This window comes from Xanthomonas graminis pv. graminis (genome assembly GCF_030168915.1).
Classification (GTDB): Bacteria; Pseudomonadota; Gammaproteobacteria; order Xanthomonadales; family Xanthomonadaceae; genus Xanthomonas_A; species Xanthomonas_A translucens.
This window is the reverse complement of record NZ_CP076255.1, coordinates 3,072,491-3,085,083: the sequence shown is the minus strand read 5'-3', so window position 1 is coordinate 3,085,083 and position 12,593 is coordinate 3,072,491. Positions and strand designations below refer to the sequence as shown.

9 protein-coding genes and 3 pseudogenes are annotated in these 12,593 nt (G+C 69.7%); 9 read left to right on the top strand and 3 right to left on the bottom strand.

The genetic code is table 11. From position 1 onward, the window contains the following. Positions 1-1,442: pseudogene (gene creC / locus KHF85_RS13345) on the top strand (two-component system sensor histidine kinase CreC). An 84-nt stretch (positions 1,443-1,526) separates the two neighbouring features. Here the strand turns inward: creC and KHF85_RS13340 are convergent. Further along, a complete protein-coding gene (locus KHF85_RS13340; protein ID WP_284567026.1) occupies positions 1,527-2,348 on the bottom strand; it encodes a C1 family peptidase in 822 nt (273 codons plus the stop codon). A 368-nt stretch (positions 2,349-2,716) separates the two neighbouring features. Between KHF85_RS13340 and creD the strand changes: the two genes are divergently transcribed. The 7 genes from creD (at position 2,717) to KHF85_RS13305 (ending at position 9,463) form a co-directional block, all read left to right on the top strand. Continuing rightward, on the top strand, positions 2,717-4,036 hold the full coding sequence (gene creD / locus KHF85_RS13335) for a cell envelope integrity protein CreD (RefSeq protein WP_284567025.1): 1,320 nt from the start codon (positions 2,717-2,719) through the stop codon (positions 4,034-4,036). A gap of 25 nt (positions 4,037-4,061) precedes the next feature. Then, the gene (locus KHF85_RS13330; RefSeq protein WP_284567024.1) at positions 4,062-4,493 is read left to right on the top strand and encodes a hypothetical protein; all 432 of its coding nucleotides are present in this window, start codon (positions 4,062-4,064) and stop codon (positions 4,491-4,493) included. Positions 4,494-4,664: 171 nt separating this feature from the next. Continuing rightward, a complete protein-coding gene (locus tag KHF85_RS13325; RefSeq protein ID WP_284567023.1) occupies positions 4,665-5,270 on the top strand; it encodes a GNAT family N-acetyltransferase in 606 nt (201 codons plus the stop codon). Next, the gene (locus tag KHF85_RS13320) at positions 5,267-6,154 is read left to right on the top strand and encodes a carbon-nitrogen hydrolase family protein (protein ID WP_284567022.1); all 888 of its coding nucleotides are present in this window, start codon (positions 5,267-5,269) and stop codon (positions 6,152-6,154) included. The genes KHF85_RS13325 and KHF85_RS13320 overlap by 4 nt, the downstream gene beginning before the upstream one ends. 79 nt (positions 6,155-6,233) lie before the next feature. Continuing rightward, positions 6,234-7,361, top strand: a complete 1,128-nt coding sequence (locus KHF85_RS13315; protein WP_284567021.1) for a DUF3616 domain-containing protein — start codon at positions 6,234-6,236, stop codon at positions 7,359-7,361. 190 nt (positions 7,362-7,551) lie between these two features. Then, on the top strand, positions 7,552-8,958 hold the full coding sequence (gene gltX, locus KHF85_RS13310) for a glutamate--tRNA ligase (RefSeq protein WP_284567020.1): 1,407 nt from the start codon (positions 7,552-7,554) through the stop codon (positions 8,956-8,958). 16 nt (positions 8,959-8,974) lie between these two features. Next, the gene (locus tag KHF85_RS13305) at positions 8,975-9,463 is read left to right on the top strand and encodes a transcriptional repressor (protein WP_003472952.1); all 489 of its coding nucleotides are present in this window, start codon (positions 8,975-8,977) and stop codon (positions 9,461-9,463) included. Positions 9,464-9,675: 212 nt separating this feature from the next. On the opposite strand, the pseudogene KHF85_RS13300 reads toward KHF85_RS13305, so the two are convergent. Beyond that, positions 9,676-10,767, bottom strand: a pseudogene (locus tag KHF85_RS13300) (sugar MFS transporter); the annotation flags it as partial. Positions 10,768-11,199: 432 nt separating this feature from the next. On the opposite strand from KHF85_RS13300, the gene KHF85_RS13295 reads away from it, so the two are divergent. Then, entirely contained in the window at positions 11,200-11,406 is a 207-nt protein-coding gene (locus KHF85_RS13295) for a hypothetical protein (RefSeq protein ID WP_345782162.1), read from the top strand. Between the two features lie 181 nt (positions 11,407-11,587). Here KHF85_RS13295 and KHF85_RS13290 read toward each other — a convergent pair. Beyond that, positions 11,588-12,523: pseudogene (locus tag KHF85_RS13290) on the bottom strand (LysR family transcriptional regulator). Positions 12,524-12,593: the final 70 nt, after the last annotated feature.

Genomic DNA, 12,593 nt, shown 5'->3' with positions numbered 1-12,593 from the left:
ATGCGGCTGGGGCTGAAGCTGTTCCTGGGCTTCTTCCTGATCGTCGGCGTCGCCGCGTTCTTCGTGATGCGGGTGTTCGTCAACGAGGTCAAGCCGGGCGTGCGCCAGGCGATGGAATCGACCCTTGTGGACGCGGCCAACGTGCTGGCGCAGATGGCCGCCACTGACCTCAAGGCCGGGCGCATCGACAGCGGCGCCTTCGCCCGCGACCTCGGCGCGGCGCAGCGGCGCAATCCGCGCGCGATGGTGTGGCGGTTCCCCAAGCGCAGCGTCGATGACCGGGTCACCATCACCGACGCGGCCGGCGTGGTGGTGTTCGATTCGCGCGGCCAGGACCTGGGCCGCGACAATTCTCGCTGGAACGACGTCTACCGCACCTTGCGCGGCGACTACGGCGCGCGCTCCAGCGCCGAGGGCGACGGCGACCCCGAGCACACGGTGATGCACGTGGCCGCGCCGATCTACGACCCGGCCGATGCGCGGCGCCTGATCGGCGTGCTGACCCTGGCGCAGCCCAATCGCAGCATCGAGCCGTTCATCGTCGCCAGCCAGCGCAGCATCCTGTTGCGCGGCGCGTGGCTGATCGGCATTTCCGCGCTGATCGGGCTGTTGATGACCTGGGGCCTGTTGCGCGGCATCGGCCGCCTCAACCGCTACGCGCAGGCGGTCAGCGCCGGCGAGCCGGTGCCGCCGCCGCCGCCGCGCCGCGCCGCGACGAGATCGGCGACCTCGGCCGCGCGCTGGAGACGATGCGGCGCAAGCTCGAGGGCAAGGCCTATGTCGAGCAGTACGTGCAGTCGCTGACCCACGAGATGAAGAGCCCGCTGGCGGCGATCCGCGGCGCCGCCGAACTGCTGCAGGAACCGCTGCCGGAGGCGGAGCGGCAACGCTTCGTGCGCAACATCGCCGAGCAGCAGCAACGCCTCACCGAGACCATCGACAAGCTGCTGGCGCTGGCCGAGGTCGAGCAGCACGGCTGGCTGCAGCGCCGCGAGCGCATCGCACTGGCACCGCTGTTCGCGCAATTGGCCGAGGCGCTGGCGCCGCAGTTGCGCGCCAGCGGCGTGCAACTGCAGGTGCATACGCCGGACGCCGAGCTGGCGCTGGCCGGCGATCCGTATCTGCTGCGGCAGGCGCTGCACAATCTGCTCGACAACGCGATCGCGTTCTCGCCCGCCGGCGGCATGGTGGTGCTGCGCGCAGAGCGCGCCGCGGACGCGCGCATCGCCTTGCTGGTGGAGGATGCGGGTCCAGGCGTACCCGCTTACGCGCTGCAGCGGCTGTTCGAGCGCTTCTATTCGTTGCCGCGGCCGGCGACCGGGCAGCGCAGTTCCGGCCTGGGGCTGTCGTTCGTGCGCGAAGTGGCGCGGCTGCACGGCGGCGAGGCCAGTCTGCGCAACTGCGCCTGCGGCGGCGCGCTGGCGCGCCTGGTGCTTGGTTGAAGACAGCGCAGTGCCGGCGTGCCGGCACTGCGCTGTGCCTGTCCGAGGTCGCTGCGGCGAGGCGGGATCGCCGCAGACCAGCGGCTAGTAGGCGACCGCCGCCTCCTTCACGTCCTTGGCCACCACCGACCAGGAGAGCTTGGCGAAGCCCTTGTCGCCCCAGCCCTTGCCCCAGCTGTTCTCGATCAGCAGGCCTTCTTCGTCGTAACCGAGGGCGATGACCTCGTGACCTCCGACGATCGGGCTGCTGTCGTCGTAATCCACGTTGTTGGTGGCGGTAAGGGATTCGAAGCCCTGGCGCGGGAGGAAGCCGATGGCGACCGGCGTGGAATTGGCGAGCGCCGCCTTGATCTGCTGGATCAGCGGTCGGCCACCGCCCTCTTCGCTCCAGTCCGAGAAGATCACCTTATATTGGTAAGGTTGCCTGTACTTGGCGGCGTTTTCATGCTCCTCTTTGGTCGGCGGGGTCAGGTAATCGTAGCCGCCCTGGAAGTAATGGCGTTCCGTATCGATGCCCTGGGCCAGGGCGACGTCCAGCGGCGCTGCCAGGGTGGAACCGTTGTCGCCTCCGCCGTTGACCTGCGTGTACAGGTACATCGGCGCGAACTTGGTGACCTTCTGTCCCGTGAATTTCGCATACCAGCCAGCCAGCGTATGCGCGGTCGCCCACGATGCGCAGGAGCCAACCTCTTTCTGGTCGCCTGGTTCGATCGCCCACTGTTTCAGGGAGACGCGTTGCGGCAGCGGCTCGGCACGTTGCTCATCGGTGGCGAACAGCGGCAGCACCTGCTGTACCGTGGCGGAAGGCTTCAGACCCATGCCATGCGATTGCGCATGCGCGAGCGCAAATGCCGACAGCGCGAGCAGGCCGAAAAGGCCGGAAGTGATTGGGCGATGCAGAGCCATGGAGGTTTCCTGTGGGTGGATGGAAAGGAAGATCACGCGTTTCGTGGGCCGTGCCGCAGCAACCAGGCGGGCGGCGATCGGGTGCGCGAGGCAAACGATCGCGACCAGTCTGGAGAGGCCGGTGCAATCGCGGCCCGACCATCACCTGAATCGGAACGAAGCGCGACACTATGATTCGTCGGTGGACGCGTGCAGGCGAGGGCGGCGCGCGAAGTCATGAAAGCGCAACCGAAGTCGGGTACGGGCATTCATCCCAGATTCCCACTTTGTCGCGCCCACGCTCCGACTTCACACTCGCTTCAACTTCGCCTCAAACCCCGCACACGCAGCGGCGGCACCCTGGCGTCCTCCACCACCGAGGAACGCCGATGACATCCCTGAAGCTGGTCCTGCGATTCGCCACCATCGGCGGATTGATCCTGTTGCTGCTGATCCTGCTGCTGATGATCCGCGGCACCGTGCATGACCACCAGCGCTACCGCGACGAAGCGGTGCAGCGGGTGTCGCAGAGCAAGGCCGGCGAGCAGCGCCTGCTCGGTCCGTTGCGGGTGGTGCCATGGACCCAGGTGCGCGATGTCGCGGTGGTCGATGCCGAGGGCAAGCGCAGCGTCAAGCGCGAAACCGAATCCGGCTACGACCTGCAAACGCCGCGGCACCTGGCGATCAGCGGCGAGCTGAAGCCGTCGCAGCGCAGCATCGGTCTGTTCAAAGTGCAGGTGTATCGCTGGCATGCGCGGCTCAAGGCGCAGTTCGACGACCTCGCCTACGCCGCGGTCGAGGGCCGCCGCTATGGCCAGCCGTATCTGCTGGTGGGCATCCAGGACGTGCGCGGGCTGGTCGGTACGCCCACTCTGCGCACCGACGGCAAGGCGCTGGCGCTGCAGCCGGGGTCGCTGGCGCTGGCCGGCCACAGCCAGGGCGTGCATGCGCTGCTGCCGGCGCTGGCCGATGCGCGCCAGGGCAAGCTCACCGATCTGCACAGTGTGGAAATGGAGTTCGTGCTCGATGGCACGCAGGGCCTGTCGATCGTGCCGGTCGGCGACGACAACCAGATCGCGCTGAGCTTGCCGTGGCCGCATCCGCTGTTCGGCGGGCGCTTCCTGCCCAGCGAGCGGCGCATCACCGAACAGGGCTTCCAGGCCAACTGGGCGCTGTCGTCGCTGGCCAGCGGCGCGCAGGGACAACTGGCCTCCGGCAGCGAGGACCTCGATGCGCTGCGCGTGGACCTGGTCGATCCGGTCGATGTCTATACCCAGGCCGATCGCGCCAGCAAGTACGGCATCCTGTTCGTGGTGCTGACCTTCGTCTCCTTCGCCCTGTTCGAGTTGATCAAGCGCCTGCCGATCCATCCTCTGCACTACCTGCTGGTCGGCCTGGCGCTGGCGATCTTCTTCCTGCTGCTGCTCAGCCTGTCCGAGCACATCGCGTTCTGGCAGGCCTACCTGGTCTCGGCATTGGCCTGCATCGGCCTGCAGTTCTTCTACCTGCGCGGGGTATTGCGCAGCCGCGCCCGCGCCGCCGGCTTCGCCAGCATGCTCAGCGTGCTGTACGGCGCGCTGTACGCATTGCTGGCCTCGGAAGACAACGCCTTGCTGATGGGCTCGCTGCCGCTGTTCGGCATCCTCGCCGCGATCATGTGGATCACCCGCAAGATCGACTGGTACGAACTCGGCGCGGGGTTGCGCTGACCCGGCACGCGACCAGGACCGCGCCATGTCGGCACACACCCATCTGCATCGTCGCCTCCAGGCGCTGGTGCCGGCCGTGCTGGACACCCGCGGCCTGCATCGCGGCAATGCCGGCGCCGCGCTGGCGCGCAGCGCACAGGCGGCGCTGGTCACCACCGCCGACCGCGGCGGCGCGCTGTGGCTGTGCTTGAGCGAACGCAGCCGCGATGCGCTCGGCGCGCACGGCCTGACGTTCCTGGCGGCGGCGCTGCAGGCGCGCGCCGCCTTGCCCGGCGAGGCCGAACCGTGGCGCTACTGCGCATGGCGCGCCTTGCGCGGCGATTCGGCCTGGGCGCAGCCCGCGCAGGACCGCGCTACCGCGCACGGTCCGGGCTTCGTGACCTGGGAAGCGCAGGGACGCGCACAGCTGCTGCTGTTGCCGGCGCAGGCGGCGCTGCTGTGCCGCTGGTGGCGGTGACGAACCTGGCGACCCGGGCGCTACTGCACCGGTGTCGCAGCCGCGACAGCAGGGGAGACGGGCAGGACGCCTGCCAGGGATGGCGTGGCGAGGCCGGCGGCAAGACACCACGCGGAGCAGGGCAGCGCCAAGCCGGCAGCGCCACGCAAATGCCTGCGGTAGAGTTCACCGATGGACGCTCCGCCCCCCATCCAGCGCCTGCGCGGCGCGCAGATCGCCCCGTTCCTGGACGATGTCGCGCGGCTGCGCATCGCCGTGTTCCGCGACTGGCCGTATCTGTACGCCGGCGACCTGGACTACGAGCGCGACTACCTGTCCGCCTACGCCGCCTCGCCCGACAGCGTGTTCGTGCTGGCGCGCGACGGCGAGCGCGTGGTCGGCGCCTCCACCGGGCTGCCGCTGGGCGACGACACCGAGGCCTTCGGCGCGGCCTTCGCCGGCAGCGCCATCGCGGTAACGGACGTGTTCTATTTCGGCGAATCGGTGCTGTTGCCCGCGTATCGCGGCCGCGGCGTCGGCCATGCCTTCTTCGATCATCGCGAAGCGCATGCGCGCGCGCTCGGCCGCTTCGCGCTGACCGCGTTCTGCGCGGTGGAGCGCGATCCCGACGATCCGCGCCGCCCGCCGGGCTACCGCGGCAACGACGCGTTCTGGCACAAGCGCGGCTACGTGCGCCAGCCGTCGCTGCGCATGCAGCTGGCGTGGGACGAAATCGACCGCGGCGAGATCCTGCATACCTTGCGTTTCTGGACCCGCCCACTGGAGCCCGCCGCATGAAGATCGCCGTGGCCAAATATCCGATCGGCGCGCCGGTCGATTTCGCCGCCTTCGCCGACAAGCAGGCGGCCTTGATCGGCCAGGCCGCGCAGGCCGGCGCGCAGCTGGCGGTGCTGCCCGAATACCTGTCGCTGGAACTGGCCGCGACCTTCGCCGCGGCCGTGGCCGAGGACCTGCCGGCGTCGCTGGTGGCGATCCAGGCGCTGCATCCGCAGTACCTGGCGCTGTTCGCGCAGCTGGCGCAGCGGCATCGCCTGCATCTGCTCGCCGGCAGCTTCCTGCTGGCCAGCGGTGAGGGGCGTTACCGCAACCGCGCCTACTGGTTCGCGCCCGACGGCCGCCACGGCTGGCAGGACAAGCTGCAACTGACCGGCTTCGAGAAGGCCACCGGCCTGATCGACGGCGGCGACGCGCTGAAGGTGTTCGCGGCGGACGACGGTGTGCGCGCCGGGGTGGCGGTCTGCTACGACAGCGAGTTCCCGCTGCCGGTGCGCGCCCAGTACGAGGCCGGCGCGCGGCTGCTGGTGGTGCCCAGTTGCACCGACACCGAGGCCGGCGCCACCCGCGTGCGCATCGGCTGCCTGGCGCGTGCGCTGGAGAACCGCATCTTCGTCGCGCAGTCGGTGACCGCCGGGCTGGCCGAATGGAGCCCGGCGCTGGACGTGAACACCGGCGAGGCGGCGATCTATGCGCCGATGGACGCCGGCTTCCCGGCCGACGGCATCGTCGCGCAGACCCGGGGCGAGCAGGTCTGGGCGCTCGCCGAGCTGGACTTCGCCGCGTTCGAAGCCAGCCGCGCCCGCGCCCAGGTCGCCAACGACCGCGACTGGCGCGGTCAGCTGGCCCCGGCCATCGTGCGCGCGGAGCTGGCCGGCTTCGATTAGGGCTGCGGCGCGCCTGGTGCCGCCGCGAACACGCTGCGCACCGCCACCGCGGCCGCAGCACACGCGATCCGAACGCGCGATGCGCTTTGCTGCGTCTTCCATCCGCTCCCGGTGTAGCGCTTTGATCCCCAAGACCCTGCTGCCGCACGCCGTGCGCCTGGAATTCGCGCCCGGCGCGCTGGTCCACGCCAACCTGTCCGGCGCCGCCTTCACCGACGACTGGCTGTGGGTGGCCGGCGACGAAGCCTGCGCGGTCGATCGCCTGCATGCGCTGGCGCCGCTCGGCGAGGAGGCGCTGCGCTTCGGCGAGGGCCGCAGTTTCGCCCTCGGCGAATTGCTCGACCTGCCCGGCGACCACGACGAAGAGGCCGACCTGGAAGGCATGGCGCTGTCGCCCGGCTACCTGTGGGTGGTCGGCTCGCACGGCATGAAGCGCAAGAATGCCAAGCCGGATCGCGACGACGCCGCCAACGGCAAGCGCCTGGCCAGGCTCAAGCTCGACGCCAACCGCCGCCTGCTCGCCTGCCTGCCGATCGAACGCGCGGCCGACGGCGCGCCGCAGCTGGTGCGCGCAGCCGCCGACGGCCGCCGCGCGCTGCGGCTGAAGGGCGACGCCAGGCACAACCAGCTCACCGCACTGCTCGAAGACGATCCGCACTTCGGCGCCTACCTGAAGATTCCCGGCAAGGACAACGGCTTCGATATCGAAGGCATGGCAGTGGTCGGCCAGCGCCTGCTGCTGGGCCTGCGCGGCCCGGTGCTGCGCGGCTGGGCCGGGCTGCTGGAGATCGCGGTCCAAGCGCACCACGACCATTTGCGGCTGGTGCCGCTGGATGCAGAGGGGACCTTGCTGCGCAAGCATTTCCTGCAACTGGGCGGGCTGGGCGTGCGCGACCTGCATTTCCACGGCGAGGACCTGTACCTGCTGGCCGGCCCGACCATGGTGCTGAACGGCGAGATCCGCCTGTTCCGCTGGCCCGGCGCGCGCGCGGCGCTGGCCGCCAATCGCGAGCCGGTGCGGTTCCAGCGCGAGCTGGTCAAGTCGCTGGCGCTGCCGCACGGCGAGGACAGCGACCGCGCCGAAGCGCTGTGCAACCTGCCGCCGGCGCTGTCCGGCGGCGTGCCGAGCTGGCTGGTGCTGTACGACGCGCCGGGGCCGGCGCGCAGCGACGGCGAGTGCGTCGTGCACGGCGATCTGCTGCGTTAGCGCCTGTCCCAATCGTGGTGGCGGGCCCTGCCAGGGTCTTTTGTAGGAGCGGCTTCAGCCGCGACAGGTACTCTCCGGTAAGGTCATGTCGCGGCTGAAGCCGCTCCTACAATGGAAAAGCCCAGGCACGGCACCGCCGTCGGGCACGGCGGGGTAAAATCGCCCGATCCCCGTTTGCTCCGAGCGTTCCATGGCCTGCCGCACCCGTTTCGCCCCCAGTCCTACCGGTTATCTGCACATCGGCGGCGCACGCACCGCGCTGTACTGCTGGCTGGAGGCGCGCCACCGCGGCGGCGAGTTCGTGCTGCGCATCGAGGACACCGACCGCGAGCGCAGCACCCAGGCGGCGATCGACGCCATTCTCGAAGCGATGGACTGGCTCGGCCTGGACTACGACGAAGGCCCGGTCTATCAGACCCAGCGCATCGCCCGCTACCAGGAGGTGGCCGAACAGCTGCTCGCCGCCGGCAAGGCCTACTACGCCTACGAGACCCGCGAGGAACTCGACGCGATGCGCGAGGCGGCCATGGCCAAGCAGGAAAAGCCGCGCTACAACGGCGCCGCACGCGAGCAGAACCTGGCGTACCGCGACGACCCGAACCGGGTGATCCGCTTCAAGAACCCGGTCGGCGGCAGCGTGGTGTTCGACGACCTGATCAAGGGCCGCATCGAGATCGCCAACAGCGAACTCGACGACATGGTGATCTTCCGCCCCGACGGCTATCCCACCTACAACTTCGCGGTGGTGGTGGACGACTGGGACATGGGCATCACCGAAGTCATCCGCGGCGACGACCACATCAACAACACCCCGCGCCAGATCAACATCTACGAGGCGCTGGGCGCCCCGTTGCCGAAGTTCGCGCACATGCCGATGATCCTGGACGAGCAGGGCGCCAAGCTGTCCAAGCGCACCGGCGCGGCCGACGTGATGCAGTACAAGGACGCCGGCTACCTGCCGCACGCGCTGATCAACTACCTGGCACGGCTGGGCTGGTCGCACGGCGACCAGGAACTGTTCGGCCGCCAGGAGCTGATCGACCTGTTCGACGTCAAGGACGTCAACTCCAAGGCCGCGCGGCTGGACATGGCCAAGCTCGGCTGGGTCAACCAGCATTATCTCAAGACCGACGACCCGGCCACGATCGCGCCGCAGCTGGAGGACCAGCTGGCCAAGCTCGGCATCGACCCCGCCGCCGGCCCGGCCGCCACCGACGTGGTGGTGGCGCTGCGCGAGCGCGTGCAGACGCTGAAGGAAATGGCCGAGAAGGCGGTGGTCTGGTACCGGCCGCTGGAAGCCTACGATGAGGCCGCAGTGGCCAAGCACCTGAAGCCGGGCGCGGAACTGGCGCTGGGCAAGGCGCGCGAGCTGCTGGCCGCGCTGGGGCAGTGGAGCGTGGACGGCGTGTCCGCCGCGCTGCACGACGCCGCCGCGGCGCTGGAGATCGGCATGGGCAAGGTGGCGCAGCCGCTGCGCGTGGCCATCACCGGCACCCAGGTCAGCCCGGACATTTCGTACACGGTGTACCTGGCCGGGCGCGAGCAGGCCTTGAAACGCATCGATGCCGCGCTCATCAAGATCCCAGCGGGAAGCTGATTCCCGGGAGAAGCCCATGTCCAGCAAGAAGACCGCCTGCACCGAGCCGCACCACCACGTCCACGACGCCGACGACTTCGTCAAGGTGGTGGAGCGGGTGAGCCGCGAACGCGGGCTGCGGCTGACCCCGATCCGCGCCAACGTGCTGCGCCTGATCGCCGAGGCGGGACGCCCGGTGAAGGCCTACGACCTGCTGGAATGGGTGCGCGAGGGCAAGAGCGTGGGCGCCGATGCGCCGCCCACCGTGTACCGCGCGCTGGACTTCTTGATGGCCAACGGCTTCGTGCACAAGCTCGAGTCGGTCAACGCCTTCGTCGCCTGCCACCACCCCAGCAGCGCCCAGCATTCCGTCCCGTTCCTGATCTGCGACCGCTGCCACAGCGCGGTCGAGCTCGAAGACCGCGACGTGGTCGCGCAACTGGAACAGCGCGCCAAGGCGCTGGGCTTCCAGCCGCAGGCGCAGACCCTGGAAGTGCACGGGCTGTGCGCGCGCTGCGCGGGGTAGGGCGGCGCTTGCGCAAGGCCGCATGCGCCGGCTGCCAAGCCTGCCGGCGCCGAATGGTACAGCGCCACAACAGCGCCACACGATCGCCTGCGTGCGGCTGGCCTGCGTGCGGCTAGGCGGTGGGCAGGCGGCGTCTTCGCGCCCCATAGCGCATAGAACAGCACGTACAGCTCGCACGCGGCGGTGAGCAGGAAGGCGCGCTGCAGGCCGACATGGTCGGCCAGCCAGCCCTGCACCACCACCAGCGCGCCGCCGGCGATGGCCATGATCAGCAGGCCGGAGCCTTCCTCGGTGAGCGGACCCAGGCCCTTGATGCCGAGGGTGAAGATGGTCGGGAACATGATCGAGTGGAACAGGCCCACCGCGATCAGCGACCACATCGCGACGTGGCCGGTGGTGAGCACCGTCAGCAGCACCACCACGAACGCGCCGACCGAGAACAGCGCCAGCACGGTCTCCGGCGCGATGCGGCGCATCAGCACGCTGCCGGCGAAGCGCCCCACCATCATTCCGCCCCACAGCAGGAACAGGTAGTGCGAGGCCTGCTCATGGGTGAGGTTGCCGATCTGCGGCTGCGACACGAAATTGATGAACAGGTTGGACACGCCGATCTCGGCGATCAGGTAGATGAAGATGGCCGGGATGCCGAGCACCAGGTTGCGATGCCGCCACAGCGAATGGCTGGCGCGTTCCTGGCCGGTGGCGCGCCGGGTGGCCTGGCCCAGCGCCGGCAGCTTGAAGCGGGCGATGACGATGGCCAGCACCACCAGCACCCCGGCGACGATCAGGTAGGGCAGCTGCACCGACTGCGCGTCGGCCAGGCGTTCGGCCTGGCTCAGCACGGCGTCGCCCTTGGCGGTGCCGGAGGCCGAGCGGCCGAGGATCAGATAACCGCCGAACAGCGGCGCCAGAGTGGTGCCGACCGAGTTGAACGCCTGCACCAGGTTGAGCCGCGCCGAGGCGGTGTCCGCGCTGCCGATCACGGCGACGTAGGGATTGGCCGCGACCTGCAGCAAGGTGATGCCGCTGGCGATCACGAACAGCGAGCCGAGGGTGATGCCGTACGAGACCAGGCGCGCGGCCGCGATCATGCCCAGCGCGCCCAGCGCCATGATGCCCAGGCCGATCACCAGCGCGCGCTGGTAGCCGATCCGTTCGATCAGCTTGGCCGACGGCAGCGAGGCGAAGAAGTAGGCGATGAACCAGACCGACTCGATCAGCGTGGCCTGGGTGTAGCTCAGCTCGAACACGCTGCGCAGGTGCGGCAGCAAGGTGTTGTTGATGACGGTGATGAAGCCCCACATGAAGAACAGCGAGGCCAGCAGCGACAGCGCGGCGCGGTAGGAGGGCGCGTTGTCGGCGAGCGGAGCGGAGGGGGAGAGCGGAGCCGTCGGCCCCATTGGTCCTGCCATCGTGCGGGTGTCCTCTACGCTGTTGCGGGGGGTGTCGTTGCGCATGCAACGGGGGCGTCCGCGCGCGCCACGGCGGCGCGAATGCAGGGCCGAGGATAGGCGGCACCGGCGGCACGCGACCAATGATTTAAATCGCAGCGGCCATACGATTATGGCAATGCTGCACTGCAGCGATGGGTCGCATTGGCCGCGCTGTGCGAGCGCGTATCCGCTCGCCTACAAGCCGCCGTCGCTGGCGCCGATGCGCGTCGCCATGCGCAGCGCCACCGGCATCGCGTCGTCGTTGCGCGCGCCTCCCGTTTCATGATCGCGGTTCATAGGCGCATGCGCCGCAGGGGCTCCGATCCCGGCGCCGCCGCGCACTATCGTGTCCCGGGCACGACCAACTTGCATCGGCTGGAGGAGAACCTGGGCGCGGTCGAACTGCAGCTCGATGCGTCCGACCTGGCGCGGATCCAGGACACGCTGGATGCGGCGGCCATCGTCGGCGATCGCTACAGCCCGGAACGGCAGCAGCTGGTCGGCCGCTGAGGCTGGGGTGTGTCGCGCAGCGCTGCCTTGCGCTGGTGGCACAGGTGGCGACGCGCGCGGTGCTTTATGCGCTGTGCGTCGCCAGCAACGGCGAACGTCAGGCCGCGTGCCGGGACCTGTCGTCCGACGCACTGCGGCATGCACGCGCGGCGCGCAGCATGCGGCGCCTGCGCTCGCGCGCTCAGCCGCGCGTGGCGACCCCCGCGCGATCGTCCTGCGGATGCCGCAACGCGTCGATCACCAGCTTCAACGCGCTCGACGACTGGCGTCGGCTCGGGTAGTAGGCGTAGTAGCCTTCGAAGGTATCGCGCCAGGCGTCGAGCACGCGGCGCAACCGGCCTGCTGCGATGGGCTCCGGCACCATCGTCTCCGGCAGGAACGCCATGCCCGCGCCGGCCAGTGCCGCGCGCAGGATCGGCGTGCTGGCGTTGAAGGTCCATTGCCCGTCCACGCACACTTTCACCTCGCGGCCGTCCTTGGCGAAATCCCAGGGTAGCAATCCGCCATGGGTGGGCAGGCGCAGGCCGATGCAGTCGTGCTGCGCCAGCTCGGCCGGCGCCAGCGGCGCGGCACGGTGCGCGAAGTAGTCCGGCACCGCCACCACCACCGCCACCACCGCCATGCGCTGCGGCGGGCTGATCGGCACCGCGATCATGTCCTTGGCGATCTGGTCGCCGAAGCGGATGCCGATGTTGTAACGCTACGCGACGATGTCGGCCAGGCCGTCGTCCACGGTCAGCTCCACCTTCAGCTCCGGGTAGCGCGGCAGCACCTGCGCCAGCTTCGGCCACACGTAGGCGTCGGCGGCGTGGCCGGCGGTGGTGATGCGGATGGTGCCGGCGGGGCGGTTGCGGAAGTCGGCGATTGCCGCCAGTTCGGCGTCGATCTCTTCCAGCCGCGGCGCCAGCGTGTCGAACAGGCGTTCGCCGGCCTCGTTCATCGCCACACTGCGCGTGGTGCGGGTCAGCAGGCGCACGCCCAGCCGCGTTTCCAGCCCGCGCATGCTGTGGCTGAGCGCCGACTGCGACAGGCCCAGCTGCGCGGCGGCGCGGGTGAAGCTGGCTTCGCGCGCGACGGTGACGAAGGCCAGCAGGTCGTTGAGGGTTTCGCGGGCCATGGTCGCGGACGCCGGAGCAGGGCATGCCATTCATGCGCGGCCATCATCGGTCCCTCCCACAAGAGGCCTC

Coding starts and splice junctions, on each gene's coding strand:
- KHF85_RS13305 (WP_003472952.1), top strand. CDS start 8,975: ATGTCCAGCAAGAAGACCGCCTGCACCGAGCCGCACCACCACGTCCAC.
- KHF85_RS13295 (WP_345782162.1), top strand. CDS start 11,200: ATGCGCCGCAGGGGCTCCGATCCCGGCGCCGCCGCGCACTATCGTGTC.
- gltX (WP_284567020.1), top strand. CDS start 7,552: ATGGCCTGCCGCACCCGTTTCGCCCCCAGTCCTACCGGTTATCTGCAC.
- KHF85_RS13330 (WP_284567024.1), top strand. CDS start 4,062: ATGTCGGCACACACCCATCTGCATCGTCGCCTCCAGGCGCTGGTGCCG.
- KHF85_RS13340 (WP_284567026.1), bottom strand. CDS start 2,348: ATGGCTCTGCATCGCCCAATCACTTCCGGCCTTTTCGGCCTGCTCGCG.
- KHF85_RS13325 (WP_284567023.1), top strand. CDS start 4,665: ATGGACGCTCCGCCCCCCATCCAGCGCCTGCGCGGCGCGCAGATCGCC.
- KHF85_RS13315 (WP_284567021.1), top strand. CDS start 6,234: ATGCGCTTTGCTGCGTCTTCCATCCGCTCCCGGTGTAGCGCTTTGATC.
- creD (WP_284567025.1), top strand. CDS start 2,717: ATGACATCCCTGAAGCTGGTCCTGCGATTCGCCACCATCGGCGGATTG.
- KHF85_RS13320 (WP_284567022.1), top strand. CDS start 5,267: ATGAAGATCGCCGTGGCCAAATATCCGATCGGCGCGCCGGTCGATTTC.